30 protein-coding genes are annotated in these 26234 nt (G+C 64.7%); 17 read left to right on the forward strand and 13 right to left on the reverse strand.

Annotation, left to right across the window (positions count from 1 at the left end; all coding sequences use genetic code 11):
• Positions 1 to 5: 5 nt before the first annotated feature.
• Complete coding sequence (locus R3P95_RS11010; protein ID WP_317548377.1) at positions 6 to 794, reverse strand: LLM class flavin-dependent oxidoreductase; 789 nt, start codon at positions 792 to 794, stop codon at positions 6 to 8.
• 33 nt (positions 795 to 827) lie between these two features.
• Complete coding sequence (gene ramB / locus R3P95_RS11015; RefSeq protein ID WP_317548378.1) at positions 828 to 2240, reverse strand: acetate metabolism transcriptional regulator RamB; 1413 nt, start codon at positions 2238 to 2240, stop codon at positions 828 to 830.
• A 147-nt stretch (positions 2241 to 2387) separates the two neighbouring features.
• Between ramB and R3P95_RS11020 the strand changes: the two genes are divergently transcribed.
• On the forward strand, positions 2388 to 2792 hold the full coding sequence (locus R3P95_RS11020) for an SPW repeat domain-containing protein (protein WP_317548379.1): 405 nt from the start codon (positions 2388 to 2390) through the stop codon (positions 2790 to 2792).
• Between the two features lie 173 nt (positions 2793 to 2965).
• Here R3P95_RS11020 and R3P95_RS11025 read toward each other — a convergent pair whose 3' ends face one another.
• Positions 2966 to 3814 carry a DUF559 domain-containing protein gene (locus R3P95_RS11025; protein WP_317548380.1) on the reverse strand — a complete coding sequence of 283 codons (849 nt, stop codon included), beginning with the start codon at positions 3812 to 3814 and terminating at the stop codon, positions 2966 to 2968.
• A 531-nt stretch (positions 3815 to 4345) separates the two neighbouring features.
• Here R3P95_RS11025 and aceA point away from each other — a divergent pair.
• The 4 genes from aceA (at position 4346) to R3P95_RS11045 (ending at position 8174) form a co-directional block, all read left to right on the forward strand.
• Positions 4346 to 5635 (forward strand): isocitrate lyase, encoded by a 1290-nt coding sequence (gene aceA / locus R3P95_RS11030; RefSeq protein WP_037186862.1) that lies wholly within the window; start codon positions 4346 to 4348, stop codon positions 5633 to 5635.
• A gap of 160 nt (positions 5636 to 5795) precedes the next feature.
• A complete protein-coding gene (locus tag R3P95_RS11035) occupies positions 5796 to 6671 on the forward strand; it encodes a 3-hydroxybutyryl-CoA dehydrogenase (RefSeq protein ID WP_269595133.1) in 876 nt (291 codons plus the stop codon).
• 90 nt (positions 6672 to 6761) lie between these two features.
• Positions 6762 to 7037, forward strand: coding sequence for a hypothetical protein (locus tag R3P95_RS11040; RefSeq protein ID WP_317548381.1), 276 nt, complete (start codon positions 6762 to 6764; stop codon positions 7035 to 7037).
• Positions 7038 to 7133: 96 nt separating this feature from the next.
• Positions 7134 to 8174 carry an NAD(P)-dependent alcohol dehydrogenase gene (locus R3P95_RS11045; RefSeq protein WP_068046175.1) on the forward strand — a complete coding sequence of 347 codons (1041 nt, stop codon included), beginning with the start codon at positions 7134 to 7136 and terminating at the stop codon, positions 8172 to 8174.
• A gap of 79 nt (positions 8175 to 8253) precedes the next feature.
• Here R3P95_RS11045 and R3P95_RS11050 read toward each other — a convergent pair whose 3' ends face one another.
• Entirely contained in the window at positions 8254 to 9111 is an 858-nt protein-coding gene (locus R3P95_RS11050) for a PPK2 family polyphosphate kinase (protein WP_317548382.1), read from the reverse strand.
• 33 nt (positions 9112 to 9144) lie between these two features.
• Here R3P95_RS11050 and R3P95_RS11055 point away from each other — a divergent pair, with 33 nt between their 5' ends.
• Positions 9145 to 9606: a PPOX class F420-dependent oxidoreductase gene (locus R3P95_RS11055; protein WP_317548383.1), complete on the forward strand. Its 462-nt coding sequence runs from the start codon at positions 9145 to 9147 to the stop codon at positions 9604 to 9606.
• 70 nt (positions 9607 to 9676) lie between these two features.
• Here R3P95_RS11055 and R3P95_RS11060 read toward each other — a convergent pair whose 3' ends face one another.
• Both R3P95_RS11060 and R3P95_RS11065 read right to left on the reverse strand, forming a co-directional pair.
• Positions 9677 to 10666 carry an iron-siderophore ABC transporter substrate-binding protein gene (locus R3P95_RS11060; RefSeq protein WP_317548384.1) on the reverse strand — a complete coding sequence of 330 codons (990 nt, stop codon included), beginning with the start codon at positions 10664 to 10666 and terminating at the stop codon, positions 9677 to 9679.
• A 16-nt stretch (positions 10667 to 10682) separates the two neighbouring features.
• Positions 10683 to 11228 (reverse strand): type 1 glutamine amidotransferase domain-containing protein, encoded by a 546-nt coding sequence (locus R3P95_RS11065; protein ID WP_188078704.1) that lies wholly within the window; start codon positions 11226 to 11228, stop codon positions 10683 to 10685.
• A 62-nt stretch (positions 11229 to 11290) separates the two neighbouring features.
• Here R3P95_RS11065 and R3P95_RS11070 point away from each other — a divergent pair, with 62 nt between their 5' ends.
• Positions 11291 to 11467 (forward strand): hypothetical protein, encoded by a 177-nt coding sequence (locus tag R3P95_RS11070; RefSeq protein WP_188078705.1) that lies wholly within the window; start codon positions 11291 to 11293, stop codon positions 11465 to 11467.
• Here R3P95_RS11070 and R3P95_RS11075 read toward each other — a convergent pair.
• Positions 11464 to 12204: a TetR/AcrR family transcriptional regulator gene (locus tag R3P95_RS11075; RefSeq protein WP_068046163.1), complete on the reverse strand. Its 741-nt coding sequence runs from the start codon at positions 12202 to 12204 to the stop codon at positions 11464 to 11466. The genes R3P95_RS11070 and R3P95_RS11075 overlap by 4 nt on opposite strands.
• Positions 12205 to 12277: 73 nt before the next feature.
• On the opposite strand from R3P95_RS11075, the gene R3P95_RS11080 reads away from it, so the two are divergent.
• The 5 genes from R3P95_RS11080 (at position 12278) to R3P95_RS11100 (ending at position 16344) form a co-directional block, all read left to right on the forward strand.
• Positions 12278 to 13552 (forward strand): DUF445 domain-containing protein, encoded by a 1275-nt coding sequence (locus R3P95_RS11080; protein WP_188078706.1) that lies wholly within the window; start codon positions 12278 to 12280, stop codon positions 13550 to 13552.
• A gap of 73 nt (positions 13553 to 13625) precedes the next feature.
• Entirely contained in the window at positions 13626 to 14093 is a 468-nt protein-coding gene (locus R3P95_RS11085; RefSeq protein WP_052047273.1) for a helix-turn-helix domain-containing protein, read from the forward strand.
• Positions 14086 to 14874: a heparin-binding hemagglutinin gene (locus tag R3P95_RS11090; protein WP_149406630.1), complete on the forward strand. Its 789-nt coding sequence runs from the start codon at positions 14086 to 14088 to the stop codon at positions 14872 to 14874. Before R3P95_RS11085 ends, R3P95_RS11090 begins: the two co-directional genes overlap by 8 nt.
• Before the next feature lie 67 nt (positions 14875 to 14941).
• Positions 14942 to 15235, forward strand: a complete 294-nt coding sequence (locus R3P95_RS11095; protein WP_068046153.1) for a DUF2516 family protein — start codon at positions 14942 to 14944, stop codon at positions 15233 to 15235.
• A 77-nt stretch (positions 15236 to 15312) separates the two neighbouring features.
• On the forward strand, positions 15313 to 16344 hold the full coding sequence (locus R3P95_RS11100; RefSeq protein WP_188078707.1) for an alpha/beta fold hydrolase: 1032 nt from the start codon (positions 15313 to 15315) through the stop codon (positions 16342 to 16344).
• A 3-nt stretch (positions 16345 to 16347) separates the two neighbouring features.
• Here R3P95_RS11100 and purU read toward each other — a convergent pair whose 3' ends face one another.
• Both purU and R3P95_RS11110 read right to left on the reverse strand, forming a co-directional pair.
• Positions 16348 to 17232: a formyltetrahydrofolate deformylase gene (purU, locus tag R3P95_RS11105; protein ID WP_094641049.1), complete on the reverse strand. Its 885-nt coding sequence runs from the start codon at positions 17230 to 17232 to the stop codon at positions 16348 to 16350.
• Positions 17233 to 17245: 13 nt separating this feature from the next.
• Positions 17246 to 18088 (reverse strand): class I SAM-dependent methyltransferase, encoded by an 843-nt coding sequence (locus R3P95_RS11110; RefSeq protein WP_317548385.1) that lies wholly within the window; start codon positions 18086 to 18088, stop codon positions 17246 to 17248.
• Positions 18089 to 18147: 59 nt separating this feature from the next.
• On the opposite strand from R3P95_RS11110, the gene deoC reads away from it, so the two are divergent.
• Entirely contained in the window at positions 18148 to 18801 is a 654-nt protein-coding gene (gene deoC / locus R3P95_RS11115) for a deoxyribose-phosphate aldolase (RefSeq protein WP_394855409.1), read from the forward strand.
• 61 nt (positions 18802 to 18862) lie between these two features.
• On the opposite strand, the gene R3P95_RS11120 is transcribed toward deoC, so the two are convergent.
• On the reverse strand, positions 18863 to 19609 hold the full coding sequence (locus tag R3P95_RS11120; protein WP_317533399.1) for an LmeA family phospholipid-binding protein: 747 nt from the start codon (positions 19607 to 19609) through the stop codon (positions 18863 to 18865).
• A gap of 110 nt (positions 19610 to 19719) precedes the next feature.
• On the opposite strand from R3P95_RS11120, the gene R3P95_RS11125 reads away from it, so the two are divergent.
• A complete protein-coding gene (locus R3P95_RS11125; RefSeq protein ID WP_149406633.1) occupies positions 19720 to 20307 on the forward strand; it encodes a type IV toxin-antitoxin system AbiEi family antitoxin domain-containing protein in 588 nt (195 codons plus the stop codon).
• 52 nt (positions 20308 to 20359) lie between these two features.
• Here the strand turns inward: R3P95_RS11125 and R3P95_RS11130 are convergent, their stop codons facing one another.
• The 3 genes from R3P95_RS11130 to R3P95_RS11140 all read right to left on the reverse strand — a co-directional run bounded on the left by R3P95_RS11130 (position 20360) and on the right by R3P95_RS11140 (position 22226).
• A complete protein-coding gene (locus R3P95_RS11130; RefSeq protein WP_262498447.1) occupies positions 20360 to 21058 on the reverse strand; it encodes a class I SAM-dependent methyltransferase in 699 nt (232 codons plus the stop codon).
• A gap of 143 nt (positions 21059 to 21201) precedes the next feature.
• Complete coding sequence (locus tag R3P95_RS11135) at positions 21202 to 21705, reverse strand: DUF2505 domain-containing protein (RefSeq protein ID WP_032380350.1); 504 nt, start codon at positions 21703 to 21705, stop codon at positions 21202 to 21204.
• 11 nt (positions 21706 to 21716) lie between these two features.
• Complete coding sequence (locus R3P95_RS11140) at positions 21717 to 22226, reverse strand: DUF2505 domain-containing protein (protein ID WP_068046123.1); 510 nt, start codon at positions 22224 to 22226, stop codon at positions 21717 to 21719.
• A 57-nt stretch (positions 22227 to 22283) separates the two neighbouring features.
• Between R3P95_RS11140 and R3P95_RS11145 the strand changes: the two genes are divergently transcribed.
• The 3 genes from R3P95_RS11145 (at position 22284) to R3P95_RS11155 (ending at position 26194) form a co-directional block, all read left to right on the forward strand.
• The gene (locus R3P95_RS11145; RefSeq protein ID WP_317533403.1) at positions 22284 to 23300 is read left to right on the forward strand and encodes a UDP-N-acetylmuramate dehydrogenase; all 1017 of its coding nucleotides are present in this window, start codon (positions 22284 to 22286) and stop codon (positions 23298 to 23300) included.
• Between the two features lie 62 nt (positions 23301 to 23362).
• Entirely contained in the window at positions 23363 to 24913 is a 1551-nt protein-coding gene (locus tag R3P95_RS11150) for an MBL fold metallo-hydrolase (protein WP_317548386.1), read from the forward strand.
• Positions 24914 to 24997: 84 nt separating this feature from the next.
• The gene (locus R3P95_RS11155) at positions 24998 to 26194 is read left to right on the forward strand and encodes a L,D-transpeptidase (RefSeq protein WP_317548387.1); all 1197 of its coding nucleotides are present in this window, start codon (positions 24998 to 25000) and stop codon (positions 26192 to 26194) included.
• Positions 26195 to 26234 lie beyond the last annotated feature (40 nt).

Raw genomic sequence — 26234 nt, forward strand, 5'->3', positions numbered from 1 at the left:
TGTGCTCACCGCGAGTGCGGCTCCGGCGCACCGAACTGCTGTGTCAACGATGCCGCGTGGGCGAACAATGTGGTCGGATCCGGTTCGGCCGCAGAGGGTTCCAGTACGACGGTGGTAGCACCGGCATCGATCCAGCGTTGCAGGTTGCTCGCCGCGGCATCGGAATCGGAGCCTGCGGCCACGTAGACGACCACGTCGTGGGCGGGCCCACCGCCGATGTGCTCGATGGCCGTTCGCACCTGTTCCGGTGTCGTCTCGCTGGTGAGGATCGTTCCCACGGCTGTGCGGCCGCTCAGGGCGAGGGTCTTCGGCCCCGTCGCACCGACGAGCAGCGGCGGTGGTTGCAGCGGAGGCCAATTCAGCTGCACGTTGTCGAGTGAGACGTACCGACCCTGCACGGTGACGCTCTCGCCCGCCAACAGTGCGGTGAGCGCTGTCATCTGCTCGCTCAGCAACGTCAGCGGCGACTGCACGCGCGCCCCGATCTGGCCCATCCACGACTGCACACCGTGGCCGAGCCCGACGCGCAGTCGTCCCGGATGGACTCGGGCGACGGTAGCGATCTCCATGGCGGTGGCTGCCACGTTCCGCATCGGAGTGGGTAGCACCCCGATGCCGACGTTCAGGCGTTCGGTGTTCGCGAGAACCAGTGCAGCGGTGGACAGTCCGCCGGAGTAGAAGCAGTCTTCCCACAACCACACTTCGTCGACGCCTGCCCGGTCGGCTGCACGCGCCGCCTCGACGAGATCCTCCGGCGCAAGCTCGGGTCTGAGTACGACGCCGATTCGTGTCATTGCAGTCTTCCTTTCTTCTCGGCGAACGTCTTCTCAGCGAACGAGGTAGGGGGACACTGAACTTCGGTGCTCGTCGATGTCGAGCTCCTTACCCAATGGCGGGAATGCGCGTTGCGGGCAGTTCGAGCGCTCGCACACCCGGCAGCCCGCTCCGATCGGCGTCGCCGCTGCCGATCCCTGCACGTCCAGACCGTCCGCGTACACCAGCCGTCCGGCATGGCGCAGTTCGCAACCGAGGCCGATGGCGAAGGTCTTGCCGGGCTGACCGTATCGCGCGGCGCGTCGCTCCACAGTGCGCGCGATCCACAGGTAGCTGCGGCCGTCGGGCATCTCGGCGATCTGCGTCATGATCTTGCCCGGATACGCGAACGTCTCGTACACATTCCACAGCGGGCACGTGCCGCCGCTGGACGAGAAGTGAAAACCTGTGGCGGACTGACGCTTCGACATGTTCCCGGCGCGGTCGACGCGCACGAACGAGAACGGCACACCCCGCAACTCGGGTCTCTGCAAGGTGGAGAGTCGATGGCAGATGGTCTCGTAGCTGACCGAGAAAAAGGCCGAGAGCCGCTCGATGTCGTACCGGAAATCCTCGGCCACGTCATGGAACTGGTGATACGGCAACACGGTCGCGGCCGCGAAGTAGTTCGCGAAGCCGAGCACCGCCAACTTCTTGGACGACTCACTGGTGAAATTGCCTTCGTCGGCCATCTTCTGCAGCAGGTCCCCGCATTCGAGATAGGCGAGTTCGGCGGCGTACTTGAACACCTTCTGCCCGCCGGACAGATGCGGTGAAATCTCCAGTACTCGCGTCTGGGGGTCGAACCGGTGCAGCACGTTCTCGCCGAGGTCGATCCGATTGACGATCTGCACGTCGTGGACCGTCCGCAGCCGCTTGGCGATCTCGCCGCCGATATCGGCGCGATGGAACCGGATCCTCGAGGTCAGAGCCTCTGCTGCAGTGTCCAGTTCGTGCAGATAGTTCTGTCGCTGATAGAAGTAGTCGCGCACTTCCTCGTGCGGCTTGCTGATGGAACCGCTGCCACTGCCGTCCGAGAAACGCTCCTCGGTAGCGGCCAACAGCTGAGCCGTCGTATTGCGGTATCGGCGGTGCATGTTGACCATCGCCCGCGCCAGCTGCGGGTGCGAGCTGACCATCTGCGCGATCTCGTGCGCGTCGGCGTCGATCCCCATGTCCTGATCGAGCGCGACCTCACGGAGTTCGGCAACCAGTCTGGTGTCGTCCTCGGAGGAGAAGAACGACGTGTCGACACCGAACACCTCGGAGATCCGCAGCAGCACCGGCACTGTCAGTGGACGTACGTCGTGTTCGATCTGGTTGAGATAACTGGCCGAGATTCCCAGCTTCTGCGCCAGCGACACCTGACTCATGCTGCGTTCGCTGCGGAGCTGCCGAAGCCGCACGCCGACGAAGGTTTTGGACATATCGCCAGGCTACGCCTGCGAAGAATTGCCTTAACAGCATTGGCAATCGGCTGCTGAGTCACAATTCTGCGTTCATCGGGAACATTAGCCGAAGTAAAGGCGTATACCGGTATACGAGCTATTCACCACGCACCACGAGGAGCGGGCATGTCCAACCGTCAACGCACATCCGAAGTTTTCAGGGACGTCGTCGTATTCGTCACCGGAGCCGTACTCGTCGCATCCACCGTCTGGCTTCCCGTCCAGGGCGACCAGGAAGTCACCGGTGCCATCCTGGTGCTCGGCATTCTCGCTGCATCGACCGCGCTGTGGGCCATCGGATCGTCGTGGAGGCAAAGCCACTGGACCCATGTCGGCCTCGGCCTGCTGCTCGCGGTCTCGCCCGCACTGATGGTGTTCCCGTCCGGATTGCTGGCTGCGGACCTGTTCGCCATCATCGGCGGACTCGTGATCGCCGCGATGGGTGCGCTCGGGGTGCTCTCGTCGCGTCGGACAACGACCACGTCGCGAGTGGTTGCGTCCAGCGACGAGCGTAGCGGCGTCCGTATCTGAGCTTTCTCTGCAACCGGTGCTCCACTCCCGAGGGCGTGCGCGATGAATGTCGTGCACAGCTCCGGGAGTGGAGCATTCTGTGCATCCAGGGCCTGGTGCAACGGGTGCTCCACTCGACGCGGCAGATCCGCTGGACCCCGCATACGGGCACGGGAGTGGAGCACCGTGTGCAGTCATCGCCTCGATTCCCGACGTCGTCGGATCACCGACGCAATCTCGCCGGCGATGACGTCCGGTGCGGCCAGTACGTCGAATGCCGAGTAGCGCAGAACCAGCCAGCGATCGAGCACCAGCGCGTTCTGCCTGCGCCGATTCTTGCTGAATACCACAGCTGCACTGTGGAATTCGCGTCCGTCCACTTCGATGATCGTTCGGCTGCGACGGTCGACGAGGTCGCAGATGTACGGACCGACTGCCGCATTCATCTCCAGGTACAGCCCGATCCGGTGCAGCGCACGTCCCAGTGCCCGCTCCGGTTCCGAGGCGAATCTGGTCACTGCGAGCCGAACTTGGCGAGCCAGCTCTGCGTTGCCGCGTCGACCCGGGAATCGTTCGAGCAGGCGGAGCAACGACGCGGGGTCGAGTCCGAACTTCAGGCGTTCGTCGATCAGCAACTCGGCCTCGGCGCGGGGGAGTACCGCCAGGCAATCGAGAATCGTCTGTGCGGGCGTGGTGCACGGCAGGGTCTCGACCTCGTCGACGAGCCTGGAATCGAGTGTCCGACGGTGCAGCCGAAGCCATGGCGGTGGCCGCAATCTCACCGAGCGAGGGACCGTGGCGTCGAGGGTGGTCGGTTCGGTCGTCCAGCCCCGTAGGTATGCGGCCGACCGGTGACTGAGCACGGCGTCCGGTCGCCACAGCGAAACTGCCCGACACCGATCCATCGTCGACGGTTCCCCGCGCATGTGGACCGTCGGCAGAACACGGGTGAAGCGTCGCGAGACGGTGCTGGGGTGGAGTCCGGAGGCCAGGAGCTGCTGAAAAGTGGCGGGGCCGGGAGTGGAGCCTGCGTCGGGTGTCATGTTTGCAGCGTCGGGGATGGTGCAGATGTCCCTCGAAGCTCGACCTGGGGGAATGGAATGCCCTGTGGATAGGTGCGTGGCTGTGGATGAGTGCACGTTGCGCTCCACTCGGGGGCGTCGGCGGCGTGATTCCCGAGGCACAGGCGTCGAGTGGAGCACCCCATGCATGTCCACATTTTGAGATAAGAGTACTGTGATGTCGGTCACAGAAGTGTCGGTTTCTGACTCGATTCAGACGGCTGCGTCAAACCGTACAAGCGTCCTGTATGAGTTTTTGTTCATTGCGTTCATCAACTGGGGATTCATCGCTACCGGCGAGTAACCATGGCGTCCGATCCGAGAGGTTTGCGTCGACCAAAACTTTGCAACATTAGCAAGGTGCTCGGGAAAGCTAGCCAAGATTGGCACTAACAACTGGTAGACGCATGTTTTCGGTTGTGCCATTGTTTTGGAGTACACCAGAAGGGCCTGGCAACGATGTGAAGATTCGTCTCGAGGCAGGCCGAGAAGCAGAAGAGACTGGAGCTGAAGATGTCGACCACCGGCACCCCGAAGACCATCGCCGAGATCCAGCAGGATTGGGACACCAACCCCCGCTGGAAGGGCGTCACCCGTAACTTCACCGCACAGCAGGTCTCCGACCTCCAGGGCACCGTCGTCGAAGAAGCGACCCTCGCTCGCCGCGGCAGCGAGATCCTGTGGGACCTCGTCAACAACGAGGACTACATCAACTCGCTCGGTGCCCTCACCGGCAACCAGGCCGTGCAGCAGATTCGCGCCGGCCTCCAGGCGATCTACCTCTCCGGCTGGCAGGTCGCAGGCGACGCCAACCTCTCGGGCCACACCTACCCGGACCAGAGCCTCTACCCGGCCAACTCGGTCCCCTCGGTCGTCCGTCGCATCAACAACGCACTCCTGCGCGCCGACGAGATCGCCAAGATCGAAGGCGACACGTCCGTCAAGAACTGGGTCGCCCCGATCGTCGCCGACGCCGAAGCCGGCTTCGGTGGCGCACTGAACGCCTACGAGCTGCAGAAGGCCATGATCGTGGCCGGCGCCGCAGGCGTGCACTGGGAGGACCAGCTCGCATCGGAGAAGAAGTGCGGCCACCTCGGCGGCAAGGTTCTGATCCCCACCCAGCAGCACATTCGTACCCTGACCTCGGCACGCCTCGCGTCCGACGTCGCCGACGTCCCGTCGGTCATCATCGCCCGCACCGACGCCGAGGCAGCCACGCTGATCACCTCCGACGTCGACGAGCGTGACCGTGAGTTCCTCGACGGAACCCGCACCGCAGAAGGCTTCTTCGGCGTCAAGAACGGCATCGAGCCCTGCATCGCCCGTGCGAAGGCCTACGCTCCGTACGCAGACCTCATCTGGATGGAGACCGGCGTGCCGGACCTCGAGGTCGCCAAGAAGTTCTCCGAGTCGGTTCGCAGCGAGTTCCCGGACCAGCTGCTCGCCTACAACTGCTCGCCTTCGTTCAACTGGAAGGCGCACCTGGACGACGCGACCATCGCCAAGTTCCAGAAGGAACTCGGAGCCATGGGCTTCAAGTTCCAGTTCATCACCCTCGCAGGCTTCCACTCGCTCAACTACGGCATGTTCGACCTGGCACACGGCTACGCCCGCGAAGGCATGACCGCGTTCGTCGACCTGCAGGAGCGCGAGTTCAAGGCTGCCGAAGAGCGCGGCTTCACCGCCATCAAGCACCAGCGTGAGGTCGGTGCCGGCTACTTCGACCGCATCGCCACCACCGTCGACCCCAACACCTCGACGGCAGCACTGAAGGGCTCCACCGAAGAAGGCCAGTTTCATTAACCGCCTCTCCTGACCTTCAGCGCACTAGTCGGGCGGTCCGCAACTTTCGTTGCGGGCCGCCTGTTCTGTACAACGAAGGTTTTGGACGTACCCGGCAAGAGTTACCCTCATCTCACTAAAAGCTGTTGTGCTGCAACATTATTGGCTAGGAGTTTGCTGTATGACGGTCGAGAGGGTGGGGATCGTCGGAGCGGGACAGATGGGGGCAGGAATTGCCGAGGTATGTGCCCGCGCCCATGTCGACGTGTTGGTCCACGAACAGACCCGCGAACTGACCAACGCCGGGCGCACCCGCATCCTGAGGTCCCTCGACCGCGGAGTGAGCAGCGGCAAGATCACCGAACGCGAGCGAGAGCACGCCGCGGCCAGGCTGCGATTCACCTCCGATCTCGCCGACTTCGGCGATCGCCAACTCGTCGTCGAAGCAGTACTCGAAGACGAGAAGATCAAGGCCGACATCTTCGCCGAGCTCGACTCGGTGGTGACCGACCCCGACGCCGTCATCGCCTCGAACACCTCCTCCATTCCCATCGTCAGCCTGGGAGCCGCGACGACGGCACCCGGCCGCGTCGTCGGTCTGCACTTCTTCAACCCGGTCCCGGTACTGCCACTCGTCGAACTCGTCACCACCGACCTGACCGCACCGGCCGTGGCCGACCGCGCCGAGCGATTCGCAGGCGACGTTCTCGGCAAACAGGTCGTGCGCTCGGCCGATCGCTCGGGCTTCGTCGTCAACGCGTTGCTCGTGCCGTATCTGCTCTCTGCGATTCGCATGGTCGAATCCGGATTCGCCACCAAGGAAGACGTGGACAAGGCGACGGTGCTCGGTCTGGCGCACCCGATGGGGCCGCTCGCGCTCGCCGATCTCGTGGGGCTCGACACGGTCAAAGCCATTGCCGACGCCATGTATTCGGAGTTCGGAGAACCTCTGTTCCTGGCGCCCCCGCTGCTGCTGCACATGGTCGAATCGGGGCACGTGGGCAAGAAGGCCGGAGCCGGGTTCTACCGCTACGAGAACGGCCGGATCGCAAAGTAGACGCCGCGGCGGGCGGGTTGCCCCGCGACGGTCGTCGGAGCGCTATTGTCGGTCTGCGAACGCAGTCACTTCGATCACAGGAGCGTGTCAGTGAGCAAGTCCACGAAGTCGAACGGTGTGGTTCCCAAGGCATTCGGGATCGGGTTGGCCGCCACCGGTGCCGCCCACTTCGTGGTGCCGGAGGCGTTCGAGGGAATCACCAAGCTCCCGTTCCCCAAGGACACTCGAACCTGGATCAGTCGCAACGGAGCCACCGAATTGGCCGTCGGCGCGGCGATCGCATACCCCAAGACGCGTAAGATCGGACTGGTCGGTCTGGTGGCGTACGTTGGGTGGCTCGGCATCAATATCGCCAAGAACAGCTGACGTTACTGTTGCGAACGACTCGTTTAGAGCAGGAATAGCCTGGTCGAGGCGGTAGCTGCCTTGCGCTCGCACTGATGCGTAGGTAGCAATATAGATATGACTTCAGCTACCGCTTACCAGGCCACCGCTCCGGACGCCCCGCTCGAGAAGGCGACGATCGAGCGGCGCGCCGTCGGACCGAACGACATCCTCATCGACGTCAAGTTCGCCGGCATCTGCCACTCCGACATCCACACCGCCCGCAACGAGTGGGGCGGCACCACGTACCCCGTCGTCCCCGGGCACGAGATCGCCGGCATCGTGGCCGAGGTCGGCTCCGAGGTGACCACCCGCAAGGTGGGCGACCGCGTCGGCGTCGGCTGCTTCGTCGACTCCTGTGGCGAGTGCGAGGCGTGCAAGGACGGCGACGAGCAGTACTGCACCAAGGGCGTCGTACAGACCTACAACTCGGAGACCTACGAGGGTGAATTCACCCACGGCGGCTACTCCACCCAGATCGTCGTGACGGAGAAGTTCGTCCTCGGCATCCCGGAAGGCGTCGAGCTCGACGTCGCCGCGCCCCTGCTGTGTGCAGGCATCACGCTGTACTCGCCGCTCAAGCACTGGGGAGCCGGCCCCGACAAGAAGGTCGCCATCATCGGTATGGGCGGCCTCGGACACATCGGCGTCAAGATCGCCCACGCCATGGGTGCCCACGTCACCGTCCTGAGCCAGACCGACGCCAAAGAGGCCGACGGCAAGGCCTACGGTGCCGACGAGTACTACGCAACCAAGGACACCACGGCGCTGAAGGATCTGCAGGGCAAGTTCGACCTGATCCTCAACACCGTCTCGGCGAACCTGCCCATGGGCAAGTACCTCGGACTGCTCGCCCGCAACGGCACCCTCGTCGAGCTCGGCGTTCCCGAGAAGCCGCTCGAGGTGCCCGCCTTCAACCTGCTGGCCAACCGTCGTTCGTTCGCAGGATCCATGGTCGGCGGCATCGCCGAGACCCAGGAAATGCTGGACTTCTGCGCCGAGCACCACATCGGTGCCGAGATCGAGGTCATCCCGGCCGAGAAGATCAACGAGGCCTACGACCGCGTCATCAAGTCCGACGTGCGCTACCGCTTCGTGATCGACGCAGCCACGCTGTAACTGTCACCTTGGACGAGTGAATGGTCCATTGACCTGCCCAGACGGGGGTCGATGGACCATTCACGCTTTCGAAGTGGGTTCAGCTCTCGGCCAGTCGCTTCTTCTCGTGCTCGACGTCGAAATCCGCAGCGGGCCAATCGAGATCGAGCTTCTCCAGAGTGTCGATCAGAATCTCCGTGACGGCCAAGCGGCTGTACCACTTGCGGTCGGCAGGGACGACGTACCAGGGCGCATGATCGAAGTCCGTGCGATCGAGAACCCGCTGATACGCCGCCCGGTACTGCGGTAGAAATCCACGCTCGGTGACGTCGCCCGGGTTGTACTTCCAGTGCCTCTCGGGTCGGTCGAGTCGCTCCTGCAGTCGCTTCTTCTGCTCGTCCGCCGAGACGAACAAGGCCACCTTGACCACGACGGTGTCCTCGTCGACCAATTCCTTCTCGAAGGCGTTGATCTCGTCGAATCGCTTCTCCCACACCTGCCGCGGCACCAGATCGTGCACCGCGACGACGAGAACGTCCTCGTAGTGGGACCGATCGAACACCCCGATCCGGCCGGCCCGCGGAAGTGCCTTGCGGATGCGCCACAGGTAGTGGTGCTGCTTCTCTTCCTGAGTCGGCACCCCGAACGAGGCGAGGTCGACGCCCTGCGGATCGACCATCCCGATGACGTGTTTGACCATGCCGCCCTTGCCTGCGGTGTCCATGCCCTGCAGCACCAGCAGAACCGACTTGGTTCCGCCTGCGCGCCCGTGGGCATAGAGCTTTTCCTGCAGCGCTGCCAGCACTGCACCGCGCTGCTCGAGCACATCGTTGCCGTGCGCTTTCGCGCCGTCGAAACCCGGAGTTGCCGTGAAGTCGATGTCCTCCACACGGGGAGAGGAACTGGCCCGCAGCACATCGACGGGAGAAAGAGTCCACAGTTTCGACTTGTCGGCCATAGGCGAGAAGACTACTTCTCTACCATGGGATTCATGGCCCCTACCATTGCAAAAGCAGAGACCGTGTCGCGTGAGCAACTGCTCGAATTCGTATCTCCGCGGCACCACCACACCCTGATCACCCGCAAGCGCGACGACGGTCTGCAGGTCTCCCCGGTCTCGGCCGGAGTGGACTCGCAAGGCCGCATCGTCATCGCCACCTACCCCGAGCGCGCGAAGGTGCACAACATCCGCCGCAATTCCGCCGTCACGGTGCTGGTGCACAGTGACGACTGGAACGGCGACTACGTCCAGGTCGACGGCACCGCCGAGATCATCGATCTTCCCGACGCCGTCGAGCCGTTGGTGGAGTACTTCCGCAGCATCGCCGGCGAGCACTCGGACTGGGACGAGTACCGCGCGGCGATGGTGAAGCAGGGAAAGTCGTTGATACGCATCGTGATCGACACCTGGGGCCCGATCGCCGCGGGTGGATTCCCACCAGGGAGAGTTTGAACAAGCCCCCGGGAAGGGTGTGACAAGCCCGCCCGGGAGAGTGTGACAAGCCCCCCGGGAAGGGTGTGATCTAGCCCTTCAACGGTGCCGCGAACAGTGGCACCGCGTTTTCCAGTGCGTATCGGGTGCCTGCGACCGAGGCGGCCGAGAAGGCGTTGGACAGGTTCGTGTCATCGAGCACCACGAGGCGTCCGTCGCGTGCCGACGGCAGGCCCTGGATCGACGGGTTGTCGGTGATCACCTCGGGTCCGGTGCCGATGGGAAACATGACGGTGAGGTCGGCGTCGAGAGCGGAGATGTTCTCCTCGGACAGTTCGATGCTGAACGCTCCGGGCTCGGCGCGGTCCTGGACGGCCGGTGTGTTGGTCAGGCCGAGCGATTCGAGGAAGTCGACGCGGGTGTCGCCGCGGACGTAGGCACCGACCTGTCCGCTGTAGAGCGTGCCGACGGCGACGGTCTTGTCGGCGAATTCGGGGTTGGCCGCGATGGTGTTTTCGAACAATGCCTCGGTCTCGTCGACGAGCTGCTTGCCCTCGTCGACCTTGCCCAGTGCCTGCGCGACGATCTCGGTCTGTCCGTCCCAGGTGGTGCCGTAGGCGACGTCGGTTCCCGGAGGCGCCGCGACGGTCGGTGCGATGTCGGACAGGTCGTCGTAGACAGCCTTGTCGTTGGTGCTGCGCGTCCACAGAATCAGGTCCGGTTCCAGAGCCGCCACCGATTCCATGTTCACGTCGAAGGTGCCGACGATCGTGGGGTCGGTGTCGTAGGACTCGTCGACCCATGGGCCGAGGCCGTTGCCGCCGACGCCGAGCCAGTCACTGGCTCCGACGGGTTGCACTCCCAGTGCGAGCGCGGTTTCGGCATCGGACCAACCGAGTGCCACCACCCGCTGCGGGTTCGCAGGGACTTCGACGTCGCCGAACATGTCGGTCACGACGACACCGCCGGCCTCGGAAGGGTCGGTGCTGTCGCCGTCGCCGGCGTCGGAGCTGCATGCGGTCAGGGTGAGAGCGAGGGCGAGGACTGCCGCAGGCAGAGCCAAGGAACGAGAAGTGCGCATAGGGCACGCTAACCTATCAAGCGCTGAAATGCTCCACGATCTTCGCGCAGAAGGCGGGCAGGTCGTCCGGGTTCCGGCTCGAGATCAGATTGCCGTCGACGACCACTTCCTCGTCGACGACCGTGCCACCGGCGTTGCGAATGTCGGTTCGGATGCTCGGGTAGGACGTCAACGTCCGGCCCTTCAGAACGTCGGCTTCGACGAGTGTCCAGGCACCGTGGCAGATCACGCCGACGGGCTTGCGGGCTTGTACGAACGAGCGGACGAACTCCACGGCGTCCGCATCGACGCGAAGTTGATCGGGGTTGGTGGTTCCGCCGGGCAGGATCAGCGCGTCGAAGTCGTCGGCCGAGACGTCGGCGACGACGCTGTCGACGGTGAAGGTGTCTGCGGCATTGACGTCACCCTCCATGGCTTGGATGTCGCCGTGGTCGAGCGAGACCAATGTGACTGAGGCCCCGGCCTTTTCGACGGCTTCGCGGGGCTGCACCAGCTCGACCTGCTCGACGCCGTCGGTGGCGAGAATCGCGATGCGGCGGCCGGTCAATGTTTCGGTAGTCATACCTTCTCGGATGTCCGACCGGGCCTGATCTCAAACTGACGAGCGATGGTACGAATGGAGACATGAGCGACTCACCCATCGAAACCCCGACCGAGGATCGCGTCGAACAGAATCTCCCGGTCGCAGACGAGCCGGACGAGCCGAACGTCGACGATCTGCCCATCGAGGCCGACGCCCGTGACGTGCTGGATCAACGAGCAGAAGTGCCCGTGGACGACGACGGGTACGACGAGCGCTAAGGCGTGTTCGGCTCCTCGTCGACCAACGGATGTGGCTGTGACTTGAATTTTGCGGGGGAGCCGTCGGCCATCGCGACCCCGTGGATTCCGCCCCACATCATCATGCAGAGGTAATCGATCAGATCGTCCGCGGACATCGACTTGTTGGAGATCCACCAGTGCGTGGCCAACTGGACCGCGCCGACGATGGCGAAGGCCCACGGCACCGAACCACCGGAATCCATTTCGCGTTGCCGTAGGCGTTCGCCCAGCACCGTGGACAGCAACTCGGCGATCATCCGCTCGGACTCGGCGACGACATCGCGGTTGTTGCCGGCGTTGTTCGCCATGACGTAGAGGTAGACCTCCGGATCGGTGGCCACCGTCTCGACGTAGGCGGTCACGACGATGCGGGTGAGCTCGTACTCGTCGAGTTCGTGTGCGATCGCCGAGTAGATGCGCGGGGCAAGCGTGGTCTCGACGTACCGAGACATGGTGGCGCTCGTCAGATCGTTCTTGTCGGTGAAGTAGCGGTAGAGCACCGTCTTGGAGATACCGATCTCCGACGCGATCTCGTCCATCCCGATCTCGCGGCCGCGCAACCGGATCGCGGCCAACGTGCCGTCGACGAGCTCTTCGCGGCGGGCGATCTTGTGCTCACGCCAACGACGTTTTCGGCCGTCCGGCTTCTCGACCTTCGGCTTGTCCTCGCTCGGCTCGGACTCGTCCAGCTTTGCCTCCGTCGTATTTCTCGCCACAGCCCCACCCTATGCGCCTTGTCCGACACCATTGCAGGCTGCGTCCGGTTGGTCTGCCGAGATTCTGGGCACAATGTCGGTTGTGCAGCTCATGAACTTCGACGACGAGACCAAACGTCGCGACCTCCGCAAGATGAAAACAGTGGCGACGGGCTTTCTCGTCTTCGCATCGATCGTCTACCTCTTCTGCCGGTGGCAGGAGTCGACGGGTGCCGGTGCATGGGTCGGCTACGTGCGCGCGGCGTCGGAGGCGGGCATGGTCGGCGCGCTCGCGGACTGGTTCGCGGTGACGGCGTTGTTCAAGCATCCGCTCGGTATTCCGATCCCGCACACGGCCCTGATCAAGAAGAAGAAGGACCAGCTGGGCGCGAGCTTGAGCTCGTTCGTGGGCAGCAACTTCCTCGCCCCCGAGGTGGTGTCCGAGAAGGTCGCGTCGGCGCAGGTTCCGTTGCGGTTGGGTACCTGGCTCGCTCAGCCCGACAACGCCGAACGCGTCGCGGCCGAGGCGGCGACCGTGTTGCACGGCGTCGTCGACGTGCTCAACGACGAGGACATCACCGCCGTCATCGACAGCACCATCGTGCGGCGTCTCGCCGATCCTCAGTGGGGCCCGCCCATCGGCCGGATCCTCGACGAGTTGCTCCGCGAGAACCGTCAGCTGCCGTTGATCGACATGCTCGCCGAGCGCGCCCACCAATGGGCTCTCGGCAGCCAGGAGATGATCGATCGCGTCGTGGCGCGAGATTCCCCGAACTGGTCGCCGAAGTTCGTCGACACGCTGCTGGGGGAGAAGGTCTACAAGGAACTCGTCGAGTTCACCTGGAAGATCAGGTCCAACCCCGAGCACGACGTGCGTCTGGCCGCCAACAAATTCTTGGTCGACTACGCCAACGATCTGCAGCACGACCCGACGACCATCGAGAAGGCGGAGAAGCTCAAGGCGCAGATCATGGGGCGCGAGGAGATCACCGGGCTCGCGGCAGCGACGTGGAAGGTGGCCAAGCGGCTGATCACCGAGTCGGTCGACGATCCGACGAGCACGCTGCGCACCAAGATCAAGGAGAACACCGTCAACCTCGGCGTGCGGCTCCGCGACGACGAGGAACTGCGCGGAAAAGTGGACGGTTGGCTGCTCGGTGGGGCGAGCTACATCGCCGCGAACTATGCCGACGAGATCACCACGATCATCGGTGACACCGTCGCTCGGTGGGACGCCGAGGAAGCGAGCAAGAAGATCGAACTGCAGGTCGGACGCGATCTGCAGTTCATTCGAATCAACGGAACCGTCGTCGGATCCATCGCCGGACTGGCCATCTACACGATCTCGGATCTGATCTTCGGGCACTAGTGCTAGCAGAGTGCTTGCAATAGTTAGCACCCTTCGGTACCGTCCAGTAGGACACCGAAAACAGGAGGCCGAGATGGCCGATGACGAGGGGGATCTGGTCGCCAAGGCGACCGAGGCGACGCAGGTCGTTGCCGAGGCGGGGGATCTTGTCGCCGCAGTCGTGACGACTGCAGCTCAGGACATCGGAAGCTACATCCGGTCGCAACGGGAAGCCGCGCAGGTATCGATGCGGCAACTCGCCAGCCGAGCCGGAGTGAGCAACCCCTACCTGAGCCAGATCGAACGCGGACTGCGCAACCCGTCCGCAGAAGTGCTAGCGCAGATAGCCAAGGGTCTGCGCGTCTCCTCGGAGGTGCTGTACGTCCGGGCCGGGATCTTGGAAGCGCGTCCCCACGGTCCGGTGCGCGAAGCTCTGCTCGGCGATGAGCACATCACCGAACGGCAGAAGCAAGTGCTGATCGAGATCTACGACTCGTTCTGTCGTGAGAACGAGTCGACGCAGGAGCCCGAACCCGACGAACAGGAGACACCCGATGTCTGATTCCAAGAACTTCGAGAACGTCAAGACCCCCATCTTCGCCGCCGTCGGCGCAGGCGACGCCGTCGTCCAGGCAGTAGCGGACGTTGTTGCCCAGGTGCGTTCGCGCGCCGAGAGCCGCACCAGCGAGGTCAACGCCCGCATCGCCGACCTCTCCGAGGACGTCACCGAAGGCGTCGAGAGCCTGCGCGAGCGGCTGGCGAACCTGCCCGCAGAGCTTCCCGACGAGATCGCCGAACTGCGCGAGCGCTTCACCCCCGAAGAGCTCCGCAAGGTTGCCGAGGCGTACCTCAAGGTCGCCTCCGACCTCTACACCTCGCTCGCCGAGCGCGGCGAAGAGACCGTCGAGCGCATCCGCCGCACCCCGGCCGTCGAAGAGGGCCTCGAGCGCGCCAACACCGCAGCCAACGACGTCGTCGACCTCACCGAGCAGGCCCTCGGAACCGTCGCCTCGCAGACCCGCGCAGTCGGCGAGCGCGCCGCTGCTCTGGCCGGCATTGCGTCGGACAAGGTTCGTGAAGGTGCCGAGGAGATCTCCGAGGCCGCCGACGAGCTCGCCGAGAACATCGACGAAGCAGGCGACGAGGCCAAGGACAAGGCCGTCGAGGCTTCCGACAAGGTGAGCGGCGTGGCAGGCAAGGTCGAGGCCAAGACCCGCAGCAGCGCGAACTCGCCGATCAAGAAGACCCCGGCTCCGGCCAAGAAGACGGCTCCGGCACCGGCTGCCAAGAAGACCGCACCGGCTCCGGCCAAGAAGGCTCCGGCGAAGAAGACCACTCGCTAAAGCATTCGTAAAGAAAACGACCCCTGCGCCGCGCGGCGCAGGGGTCGTTTCTCGTACACTGGCGCACGTGAGCATCGCCGGCAGCTTCAGCTACTACATCCTGACCTTTCTCCAGATCCTCGGAGTGGTGGGCGCAGGATTCGCGATCTTCCATGCACTGCGCCAGCGCCCCGACGCCTTTCCGGCAGTGGACAAGCTGACGAAGACCAAATGGCTGGCCATTCTGTTCATCGGTCTACTGCTCATTCTCGTCTCGGGTGTGATCGGCTTCCTGGGTATCATCGGCGTCGTCGCCGTGTGCGTGTACCTCGTCGACGTCCGTCCCAAGGTCGACAGCATCCAGCGCGGACCCCGCTGGTAGGTAAGTCGCATCGACGCCAACTCCTGTGTGGGCGTACCCTCTACCGCACCCGCTCGGGGGGACACAGGTGGAGGGGAATGTCAGTGGTTTCACGCAAGGTAATCGAACGCGCGCTGCTCGGAGTGGGCAGCGCGGCCGCGGCGGCCTCTGTCGGTGCATTCGTCGTCCGGCGGCGTCGCCTGCACTCGTTCACCAAGACGACCGACGTGCAGCCCGACGAGTTGCTGGAGCGTCCCACGTTCGAACCGCACATCACCGAGGTGGTCACCGACGACGGTGCGCACCTGCACGTCCGTAGCTACGGGGACGCCGATGCCGAACCGATCGTCTTCAGCCACGGGTGGACCTGCTCGGCCGATTACTGGTACCCACAGATCAATGCACTTGCCGGCCGCTACCGCGTCGTCACCTACGACCAGCGCGGCCACGGTCGAAGCGACGTCGGGACGCGACCGCTGAGCCCCGACGTGCTGGCCGACGACCTCTCCGCGATCCTTTCCGCCACGGTGGCCGAGGACAACAAGGCCGTCATGGTGGGTCACAGCATGGGCGGCATGTCGATCATGGCCTGGGCCGGCAACTATCCCGAACAGGTCGACCGACTCGTCAGCGCTGTGCTCCTCGCCAGCACCGCGACCGACTCCCTGATTCGCGAAACCACCGTCATCCCGCTGCCGCAACGCTTTCCACGGGTCCCTACCCCGGTGGGGCGCGCAGTACTCGGCTCGGCACTTCCGTTGCGGCCGTCACCGGTGGTGCGCCAAGCCATCAAGTACATCTCGATGGCACCCGGAGCGACACCCGCCGAGGTGGCGTTCTGCGAGAAGATCGTCCTCGAATGCGCCCCGCGCACCCGCGGTATCTGGGGTGCAGCGCTCACCGACCTCGACATCCGCGAGGCCCTGGCGAACATGTCCGTCCCCACCAGCGTGCTCGTCGGATCTGCCGACCGCTTGACCCCACCGGTGCACGCGCGCAAACTCGCCCGCGCCCTGGACGATCACGATCACCTGAGCAGACTGATCGTCATCCCCGGCATCGGACACATGAGCTCCGTCGAGGCAATCGACGAATTCAACACCGAAGTGGTTCGGCTCCGGAATCTCTAGATTTCAGCTGAACACCACGGTCTTGCGGCCGTGCACCAGGACACGATCCTCCAGGTGCCACCGCAGACCGCGGGAGAGCACCAGTTTCTCGATGTCGCGTCCCTGACGCACCATGTCGACCACCTCGTCGGAATGATCGACGCGGATGACGTCCTGCTCGATGATCGGACCCGCGTCGAGCTCGGCCGTCACGTAGTGGCACGTCGCACCGATCAGTTTCACGCCCCGCGCGAATGCCTGGTGGTACGGACGAGCGCCGACGAACGACGGCAGGAAGCTGTGATGGATGTTGATGGCCCGGCCAGCCCAGTGCGCGCACAGCGACTCGGGGAGAACCTGCATGAACCGTGCCAGCACCACCGCGTGCGGGTCGTAGGAATCGACCAGCGACCGCACCTCTTCGAAGGCAGGACCGCGCTCGGCCGGATCCTTCGCGAACTCGACGTGATGGAACGGTGTGCCGTGTGCGGCGGCGATCGGCTCGAGTGACTTGTGGTTGCCGATCACCGCGGAGATCTGAGCGGGCAGCTCGCCGCCCGCGGCGCGGCCGAGGAGGTCGTGCAAGCAGTGTGCTTCCTTGCTGACGAGCAGGACCACGCGCTTGGGCTCGCCCGAATCATGAAGTGTCCATTCGGTTTCCGGGCCGAGTTCGGCGGCCACCGCGGCGAAACGTGTGCGCAGCTCCTCGATGCTCATGTCCACTGAGGACGCGCGTACGGCCTGCCGGGTGAAGAACCACCCGGTGTCGGGATCGGCGTGATAGGCGGCCTCGACGATCCATCCACCGACCTCGGCGAGGAAGGTCGAGATGCGGGCGACGATGCCCGTCTTGTCGGGGCAACCGAGCGACAGAACGTAACGGCGATCCTCGGATACGGAAGAACTCATAGCGCCGATTGTCTCAGGGCGTCCGCACCCCGGTTGCCACCAGTGTCCCGAGATCGATCGAGTCGATTCCACGCTCGGTCAGCAGCGCGGAGAACTCGGCACGGATCTGCGTCCGGGTCGCCTCGTCGAACGGTGTCAGCGCGCCCCGCATCGCGCTGCCCAGCACGAGATCCCACACGAACGACTCCGTCGCGGGAACGTGGTTGGACAGCTCCACGACCTCGACATCGGTGGTGCCTGCCGCGGTGAGCCATGCGGACAGAAGCTCTGCCGTCTCCATCCGGCGGATCGGGTGCTTGTCGTAACCGTCCTGCGCGAGTGGCCCGTCGTGCTCGCTCGGCTGCGAATGCGCGCCGATCACCTCGAAGTACGTGCCCGCGAACGCCTCGATCGCACCCTTGCGCCACACCGCCACCCCGACGCGACCGCCCGGACGAACCAGGGACACCAGACGAGCGAAATCCCCCTCGGGATCGGGCAGAAAGAAGATGCCGTACGAACAGGCCAACGCGTCGTAGCCGGCATCGGGAACCGTCGACGGCGGCTCCCACTCGGTGGCGTCGGCGAGGACGAAGTCGATGTTGCGCAGTGCACGGTCGGTGGCTTTCACCCGGCCCACCTCCAACAGGTCGTCGGCGAGATCGATGGCATGCACGAGACCGTCGGGGCCCACGGCCGCCGCCGCGGGAATCGCCGACGCCCCGGTGCCGGAACAGACGTCGAGAACCGCGTCCCCGGTGGCCAATTCGAGCGCGAAGGCGAGCGACTGCCCGGCCGGGCCCCACACCTGCGGCGTCAGGCCGTCGAACTCCCTGCTGGTGGCGTTGAAGGTGGCGGCGAGCGACGCTGCGGTCATGACCGAAAATCGTAGACCGACAGGGTTACGAATGGCAGAGCTGTGAAAAGCTGGACCGCATGACACTCACCCGCGCCGCCCTCGCCGGAATGGTCGACCACACGCTGCTCAAGCCCGAAGCCACGCAGGCCGACGTGGCCGCCCTCATCGAGGAAGGCCGCGAACTCGGAGTGCTCGCGGTGTGCGTATCGCCCTCGATGCTGCCGATTCGCGCCGAAGGAATGCTGACCGCCGTCGTCGCGGGATTCCCGTCGGGCAAGCATCACTCGTTGATCAAGGGATCCGAGGCCAGGCTCGCGGTGCAGCAAGGTGCCGACGAGGTCGACATGGTGATCGACGTCGGCGCGGCCATCGCAGGCGACTACAACGCGGTGCTGGCCGACATCGTCACCGTCCGTGAAGGGATCGCCGGAAGCGCTGTCTTGAAGGTGATCATCGAATCGGCAGCACTGTCCGACGAGGCGATCGTCGAGGTGTGCCGCGCCGCCGAGAAGGCCGGTGCCGACTTCGTCAAGACGTCCACCGGATTCCACCCGGCCGGCGGCGCGAGCGTCGAGGCCGTGCGATTGATGGCAGAGACCGTCGGCGGGCGACTGGGCGTCAAGGCCAGCGGCGGCATCCGCACCACGGACGCCGCCCTGGCCATGATCGACGCGGGCGCAACACGATTGGGACTGTCGGGAACACGCGCAGTGCTGGACGGATTGGGCTAGAGCGACTGCGTCGCACGTGCGCGGTAACTCGTAGCAGGCTACGAGTTACCGCGCACGTGGGTTACGCGACGAGCGAGCAACCCTCGGGAGTCGGCTGACTCTGATCCTGCTGGGTCACCGGAATCGTGTACTGCCCGCCCTCGAGGGTGAGCTCGATGCCGGAGTCGGTGACGGTCAGCGACGTCGGAGCCATGTCCAACGGGTAGGCCTGCAGGCTGTCGGTCAGCACGCCGACGACCGAGTCGACCAGATCGGTGGGAATGCCGAGACCCAGGATCGACGCGTCGACGGTCTGGAAGTCGACCCTGCCGTCCACGACCTCCGGCTTGACGGTCAGATTCGCCAGAGCGCCGACGGCGAAGTCGAGGGTGCCCGCCGATGCGTCCGAGGTGACGCCGGAGACGATCGCGCCGATGCCCTGGCTCTGCAGGGTGCGGGTGATGCCGTCGGTGGACCACGAGATGTCCGCACTCGAGCTGCCGATGGTGCCGCCGGAGTCGGCGGTCTGCGTCAGATTCAGGTCACGTGCCTCGGCCTGGACGACCATGCCCTCGGCGGGTCCGAAGCGCGCGTCGTTGCTGTCGACGGTCACCGAGGAGACCTTCTTGTCCACCAGTGAGAGCAGGACCGGCTTCAAGCCGAGACCGACCTCGACCTGGCTGCCGAGCTCGGATTCGAGCTGACCGGCGAGGCAGGATTTGATCTGCTGACGCACGAACAACTCGCCACCGATGACGGCGACGAGGAGGACGACAACGACGGAGACTGCGATCAGCGGTGCTGTGCTGCGCCTGGCTGTGGATGACATTCCTGGCAGTCTTCCCGATGATTCTGAGCAAGCTCTGTGAAACTCGCCGAACCTGTGTAGCCGGTACCAAACTTTGTGACCTGTAACACATTGTGACGTACTCTTGCGTTATGAGTACGACAGGACCGAGCGTGCACGAGCTGCACTCGTTGGCCACTCGTCAGGACGGCTATTTCACTGCCGAGCAGGCCGCTGAGCTCGGCTTCGATTCTGCGATGGTGCGCGTCAATCTGGCCACGAACACGTGGACTCGCGTCGAGCGCAACCTGTTCCGACTCGGCCAGTGGCCCCACAGCGAACTCGAAGTGTTCGCCATGTGGTGCGCCTGGTTCGGCGGCGAGGCCGTGATCTCGCACCAGAGTGCGGCCGAGCTACACGGATTCGGGCACCTTCACCCGCAATTCGTGCACGTCTGCGCATTCGGCGACCTTCGACTGACCGACACCAGGCTGGCGGTTCATCGTCTGAGGCTCGAGCCGCGGGACGTCGAATCGGCTGGCACGTTCAACCTCACCACCCCGGTGCGCACGGTGCTCGACCTCGCCGCAGGTGGCATCTCGCAGATCACCCTCGACGAGGTGGTGTGCGACGCCGTCGCGATCGGTCGCGTCGACCCGCACACGCTGTACACCGAGGCCGGAAACAGCACCGATCGAGTGGCCGAACGCGTCGAACTGGCACTGTCCGCCTGTACGTAGCCGCGAAATCGGGTGCAACCGACCGCGCTCAGCGCGGTCAGCTGCACCCGATTCACGGTGCAGGTGCGACCGACGACCACGGGACCGTGAGCACGTTGTCTCGCATTCGTCGGCGGGGGAGTGTGATCGGAAGGCCTTGTTCGGCAAGCACTTTCATGGCCGCGCGCCATCGAATTCGAGGCCCGAACGGTGCCAGCGGTGCCGACACCGACCACGCTCTGTCGGCCCGTCGAAGCAGATCGTGCACGAGCTCACCCTCGATGTTGCGATGAATCAACACCTTCGGTAGCCGCTCCGCGATGTCCGACGGCATCTCGACGTCGAACGGATCCCATGCCAGCGTCAGTGAACGTGGCCCATCGGCGTCGAGCAACACCCAGGCGCAGCGTCGACCGAGCTCGTCGCAGGTGCCGTCCATCAGCAGGCCGCCCGGTGCCAGACCCGACAGAATGCGTTGCCAGGCAGCAGGTACCGCGTCCTCGGGATACTGCCGCAGTACGTTGAACGCCCGGACCAGGTTGGGGCGCAATCCCGCCAGCTCGAAACCGCCGCGGGCGAATTCCACGCCGTCACTCCCCGGAACGACGCGTGCGGGGTCGATCTCCAGACCGGTGACTCGAAGATCGGGCCGGACGGTGCGCAGCCGACCGGCCAGCTCGAGGGTCGTGTTCGGCATCGCCCCGTACCCGAGGTCGACGACGAGGGGATCGGGCGAGCCCTGCAGAACGCGTCGAACATCGGGGCTGTGCATCAGCCACCGGTCGCTACGACGCAACCGATTGATGCCGGTGGTGCCGCGAGTGATGGCGCCTTCGGGGGCAGGAGTGGAGCCTGCGGAACGACCCAGATGGGGAGTGGAGCCTGCGGAACGACCCCTGTTCGGCTTGCTCAGGGCTAGGCGTTCTTTTCGAGCCAGTCGGCGGTTACTTCGCCTTCGCCGCGCCACAGGTCGATGAGGTTGACGAGCATGAGCTGCTCGAGCTTGCCACCGATGAACGGTAGGAAGACCTTGGCCTCGGAGGACGTGCGCAGTGTCGAACCGCCATTGGTGGGGAAGAGCGAGGTGGTGCCCTTCAGTGAGCCGGGTCCGGCCGGAATCGATGCGTCGTAGTGGCCCGCGGTGACTTCCTCGTAGGCGTCGAAGTGCACGTTGCGGGTGATGACCATGTCTTTCTTCATCACCGTCTGCGCGATGTCGGGCAACTCGGTGCGCGGGATGACGTGGTGCATCACGATGTCGATTCCGGCGTCGGACACCTCGAAGCTCTTCAGCTCGTTCTCCGAGTACTTACGCATCTCCTCGATGCGCGCATCCCAGTGATCGCGACTGGAGAGCGCTGCATAGACCTGCTGCGTCGAGTGGGTGAACCGGGCGGAGTAGTTCATTCGGCGAGCCATAGTGCGCCAGGCTAGCCGTTGCCCTGCGCGGCGATCCAGTTACCGGTGAAGTCCTGCTCGTTGTCGATGAGCGAGAGCACCTGCTCGCTGATCATCGCTTCGATCTTGCCGCCGAAGATCGGGACCTTGACCTCGGTGGTGCCTGCCAGCGCGATGGTCGTCGTCTCGCCGGTGGCGTCGAGCGTGGTGGTGCCGGTGATGCGGGCCGGTGCGCCTTCGACGGTCGCTCCGAAGGTGCCGGCGGCGTGGGTACCGTCGAACGGTCCCCAGCTCTCGGTGCGTTCGATGATGAGGTCGCCCTTCTTGAACGCAGTCACCGCGGCCGGTAACTCCTCTTCGGGGACGGCCTGGGTCATGACGACGTCGATGGTGCCGTCGCCGACGGTGATGCTCTTCACGCTGGCGCTGGGGCCGCCGATTTGCTCGATGCGGTCCTTCCAGTACTGCTCGGACGTCAGTGCGGCGTGGACCTTGTCGGCGGAGGCGGGCACAGTCGAGCTGTGCTCAATGGGGCGAGGCATCCCCGCAGGTTACCGGGTGGGTCCGACGCTTGTGCGCGACCGGTAGCGTGAGAGTCCGTGCCTACTGCAATTTCGGAGCTCACCACCATTCGGGTGGGCGGCCCGGCCCGTGAATTCTGCGTCGCGACGACCGGCGACGAGTTGGTCTCCCTCGTGCGCGACGCGGATCGCGCGGGGACAGATGTGCTGGTCGTCGGCGGTGGATCCAATCTGGTCGTCGGCGACGAGGGGTTCGACGGCCGGGTGATTCGGGTGACCGGTTCGCGGCTGGAGATCGACGGCGAGATCGTCACGGTCGACGCCGGCGTCGAGTGGGATGCCGTCGTGCAGGCGACGATCGATGCGGGATTGTCCGGCATGGAAGCGCTGTCGGGCATTCCAGGAACCACCGGCGCGACGCCCATCCAGAACGTGGGCGCGTACGGCGCGTCGACGTCGGAGTTGCTGCACGCTCTCACCGTCTACGACCGACAGACCCAGGAGACTTCGGTGTGGACGCCGGAGCAGTGCGGATTCGGAACGCATCGATCGTCGGTGTTCAAGCGGTCCTCGCGGTACGTGATCTTGGATGTGACGTTCGCGCTGAAGAAGACGACCGAGTCGCTTCCGGTGCGCTACGCGGCGTTGTCGGAGCGTCTCGACGTGCAGATCGGCGACGTCGTACCGGTGCCGGACGTGCGCGCGGCCGTGCTGGCTCTGCGCGGCGAGCGGGGCATGGTGCTCGACGCGAGCGATCACGACACGTGGAGCGTCGGATCGTTCTTCCTCAACCCGGTACTGCCCGAGGTGCCCGAGGCCGCAGCGCACGCGCCCAGCTTCCCCGACCCCGCGGGAACCAAGATTCCGGCCGCATGGCTGATCCAGAACGCGGGCTTTCCGCGCGGTTACGGCACCGAATTCGGGCGCGGCACTGCGGCGTTGTCGTCCAAGCACGTGCTTGCCGTCACCAACAGGGGTGGGGCCACCGCGTCGGACATCATGGCGCTGGCTGCGCACGTGCGAGACGGCGTGCAGGAGAAGTTCGGCGTCACGCTCACGCCCGAGTGTGACCTCGTCAACTGCGCGCTCGGTTAGGGCAGGTCGAAACGGCGCATACGATGGAGCTTTGCAAGTGAAAGCTCGTAGGAGGTAAATCAGTGCAGGTCACCAGCGTGGGACATGCGGGATTCCATATTCGGACCGACGCCGGAAGCATCCTGTGCGACCCGTGGGTGAACCCGTCGTTCTATGCGTCGTGGTTCCCGTTTCCCGACAACTCGGGCCTGGACTGGGACGCTCTGGGTGATTGCGATTACCTCTACGTCTCGCACCTGCACAAGGACCATTTCGACCCGAAGAACCTGGCCGAACACGTCAACAAGGATGCGACGGTTCTGCTGCCGGACTATCCGGTGCTCGATCTGAAGCACGAGCTCGAGAAGCTCGGGTTCCACAAGTTCTACGAGACGACGGACTCGGTCAAGCACACGATCTCCGGGCCCAAGGGCGATCTCGACATCATGATCATCGCGCTGCGTGCGCCCGCCGACGGTCCCATCGGCGACTCGGGCCTGGTCGTCTCGGACGGCAAGACCGTCGCGTTCAACATGAACGACGCGAGGCCGGTGGACCTGGACGTGATGACCGAGAACTTCGGTCCCGTGGACGTGCACATGCTGCAGTACTCGGGCGCGATCTGGTACCCGATGGTCTACGACATGGTCTCGCGCGCGAAGAAGAACTTCGGCATCCAGAAGCGTCAGCGTCAGATGGATCGGGCGCGCCAGTACATCGAGCAGGTCGGCTCGACGTGGGTGATCCCGTCCGCGGGCCCGCCGTGTTTCCTCGACGACGAGCTGCGCTCGCTCAACGACGTCTACGGCGACCCGGCCAACGTGTTCCCGGACCAGATGGTGTTTCTCGAGCAGCTGCGCCTGCACGGGCACGACAAGGGCCTGCTGATGATGCCCGGAACGACGGCGACGTTCGAGGGCTCGGACCTGAAGTCGCACGAGCACCCGATCCCGACGGCCGAGGCCGAGGCCATCTTCACCACCGGCAAGGCCGACTACATCGAGGCCTACGCCCAGCGTCAGGCGTCGGTCATCGCTGCGGAGAAGGCAGCCTGGGCTCCGGCCGAGGGCGAGCCCCTGCTCGAGCCGATGCGAGGCCTGTTCGAGCCGATCATGGCGCAGACCGATCTGATCTGCGACGGCATCGGCTACCCCGTCGGAATCACGATGGGTGACGAAACCGTCGTGCTCGACTTTCCGAAACGGATTGTGCGCGAACCGATCTCGGACGAGAAGTTCCGCTACAGCTTCACGATCCCGCCGGAGCTGGTACGCACCGCCATACGCGACCAGGAGCCGGACTGGGTCAACTCGATCTTCCTGTCCACCCGCTTCCGGGCCCGACGCGTCGGCGGCTACAACGAATTTCTCTACACGTTCTTCAAGTGCCTCACCGACGAACGCATCGCCTACGCCGACGGTTGGTTCTCCGAGGCGCACGACGACACCGCCACGATCACGATGGGCGGCTACGAGATCCAACGCCGCTGCCCACACCTGAAAGCGGACCTGACGAAATTCGGCATCGTCGAGGGAAAGAAGCTCACCTGCAACCTGCACGGATGGGATTGGAACCTCGAGACCGGCCGCTGTCTCACCTCGAAAGGCCACGAACTGCGCACGCGCAAACTCTGAGTCATTCCGCAGGCTCCACTCCTGCATCTGTGAGACTGCCCCCAAAAATCGGGGTAGTTCGCAGACGCAGGTACGTTGGACAACGTGCATGAGCAGGTAGAACAGACAAAACGGACGCGCACGGTGTGGTTGATCGCCGTGCTCGTCGCCTTGGTGGCACTCGTGGCAGGCTGCACCGTCGGATCGGGCGAGGGCGGCTCGGGTGCCGCGGCCCCGACCACCGAGGCAGCTCCCGTCGCCCAGGTCACCGAGAACCCGGTCGCAGGTGCTGTCGACGTCAGTCCCGTTGCACCGATCTCGGTCTCGGTCGCCGACGGAACGCTCACCCAGGTGGCGTTGACCAACCCCGACGGCAAGGTCGTCCAGGGTGCGCTCTCGCCCGACAAGACCTCGTATGCCGTCACCGAGCCTCTCGGCTACGGCGTGCAGTACACGTGGTCCGGCACCGCCCTCGGCAGCGACAACAAGACCGTCGACATCACCGGGGCCTTCACCACCGTCGAACCCGACAGTCGAACCTCGGTGAGCACCAACATCGGCGACGGCCAGGAAGTCGGCATCGCCGCGCCGATCATCCTGCAGTTCGACTCGGCGATCGAGGACAAGGCGGCCGTCGAGAAAGCGTTGACGGTGACCACCAACCCGCCGACGCCCGGCGCGTGGGCCTGGTTCCCGGACGACAACGGCTCACGCGTGCACTGGCGTCCCACCGACTACTGGGCTCCCGGCACGACGGTCTCGGTGGTCGCCAAGCTTTACGGCGTCAACTACGGCGGCGGCGCTTACGGTGCCGACGACGTCACCCTGAACTTCAGCATCGGACGCAGCCAGGTCGTCGTCGCCGACGCCACCAGTCACCGCATGCAGGTGGTCCGCGACGGCGAGACGATCATGGACATTCCCGTCAGCTACGGCGAGGGCAACGAGGACCGCAACGTCACCCGCAGCGGCATCCACGTCGTCACCGAGAAGCACGAGGACTTCCTGATGTCCAACCCGCCGTTCTACGAGAACGTTCGCGAACGCTGGGCGGTGCGCATCTCCAACAACGGCGAATTCATCCACGCCAATCCGCTGACCACCGGAGTGCAGGGCGCGTCGAACGTCACCAACGGGTGCATCAACCTCTCCGACGCCGATGCGCAGGAGTACTTCCAGACGGCGATGTACGGCGACCCCGTCCAGGTCACCGGAACTCGTATCGACCTCTCGGCAGCCGACGGTGACCTGTACGACTGGGCCATCGACTGGCCGACGTGGGAGTCGATGAGTGCGGCGTAGCCGCAGTGGTGCGGTTAAGTGCCCCCTGCGGCACTTAACC

The sequence above is a fragment of the Rhodococcus cercidiphylli genome (genome assembly GCF_033042225.1).
GTDB lineage: Bacteria > Actinomycetota > Actinomycetes > Mycobacteriales > Mycobacteriaceae > Rhodococcoides.

Coding starts and splice junctions, on each gene's coding strand:
- R3P95_RS11010 (WP_317548377.1), bottom strand. CDS start 794: ATGACACGAATCGGCGTCGTACTCAGACCCGAGCTTGCGCCGGAGGAT.
- ramB (WP_317548378.1), bottom strand. CDS start 2,240: ATGTCCAAAACCTTCGTCGGCGTGCGGCTTCGGCAGCTCCGCAGCGAA.
- R3P95_RS11020 (WP_317548379.1), top strand. CDS start 2,388: ATGTCCAACCGTCAACGCACATCCGAAGTTTTCAGGGACGTCGTCGTA.
- R3P95_RS11025 (WP_317548380.1), bottom strand. CDS start 3,814: ATGACACCCGACGCAGGCTCCACTCCCGGCCCCGCCACTTTTCAGCAG.
- aceA (WP_037186862.1), top strand. CDS start 4,346: ATGTCGACCACCGGCACCCCGAAGACCATCGCCGAGATCCAGCAGGAT.
- R3P95_RS11035 (WP_269595133.1), top strand. CDS start 5,796: ATGACGGTCGAGAGGGTGGGGATCGTCGGAGCGGGACAGATGGGGGCA.
- R3P95_RS11045 (WP_068046175.1), top strand. CDS start 7,134: ATGACTTCAGCTACCGCTTACCAGGCCACCGCTCCGGACGCCCCGCTC.
- R3P95_RS11050 (WP_317548382.1), bottom strand. CDS start 9,111: ATGGCCGACAAGTCGAAACTGTGGACTCTTTCTCCCGTCGATGTGCTG.
- R3P95_RS11055 (WP_317548383.1), top strand. CDS start 9,145: ATGGCCCCTACCATTGCAAAAGCAGAGACCGTGTCGCGTGAGCAACTG.
- R3P95_RS11060 (WP_317548384.1), bottom strand. CDS start 10,666: ATGCGCACTTCTCGTTCCTTGGCTCTGCCTGCGGCAGTCCTCGCCCTC.
- R3P95_RS11065 (WP_188078704.1), bottom strand. CDS start 11,228: ATGACTACCGAAACATTGACCGGCCGCCGCATCGCGATTCTCGCCACC.
- R3P95_RS11070 (WP_188078705.1), top strand. CDS start 11,291: ATGAGCGACTCACCCATCGAAACCCCGACCGAGGATCGCGTCGAACAG.
- R3P95_RS11080 (WP_188078706.1), top strand. CDS start 12,278: ATGTCGGTTGTGCAGCTCATGAACTTCGACGACGAGACCAAACGTCGC.
- R3P95_RS11085 (WP_052047273.1), top strand. CDS start 13,626: ATGGCCGATGACGAGGGGGATCTGGTCGCCAAGGCGACCGAGGCGACG.
- R3P95_RS11090 (WP_149406630.1), top strand. CDS start 14,086: ATGTCTGATTCCAAGAACTTCGAGAACGTCAAGACCCCCATCTTCGCC.
- R3P95_RS11100 (WP_188078707.1), top strand. CDS start 15,313: ATGTCAGTGGTTTCACGCAAGGTAATCGAACGCGCGCTGCTCGGAGTG.
- purU (WP_094641049.1), bottom strand. CDS start 17,232: ATGAGTTCTTCCGTATCCGAGGATCGCCGTTACGTTCTGTCGCTCGGT.
- R3P95_RS11110 (WP_317548385.1), bottom strand. CDS start 18,088: ATGACCGCAGCGTCGCTCGCCGCCACCTTCAACGCCACCAGCAGGGAG.
- deoC (WP_394855409.1), top strand. CDS start 18,148: ATGACACTCACCCGCGCCGCCCTCGCCGGAATGGTCGACCACACGCTG.
- R3P95_RS11120 (WP_317533399.1), bottom strand. CDS start 19,609: ATGTCATCCACAGCCAGGCGCAGCACAGCACCGCTGATCGCAGTCTCC.
- R3P95_RS11125 (WP_149406633.1), top strand. CDS start 19,720: ATGAGTACGACAGGACCGAGCGTGCACGAGCTGCACTCGTTGGCCACT.
- R3P95_RS11130 (WP_262498447.1), bottom strand. CDS start 21,058: ATGCACAGCCCCGATGTTCGACGCGTTCTGCAGGGCTCGCCCGATCCC.
- R3P95_RS11135 (WP_032380350.1), bottom strand. CDS start 21,705: ATGGCTCGCCGAATGAACTACTCCGCCCGGTTCACCCACTCGACGCAG.
- R3P95_RS11140 (WP_068046123.1), bottom strand. CDS start 22,226: ATGCCTCGCCCCATTGAGCACAGCTCGACTGTGCCCGCCTCCGCCGAC.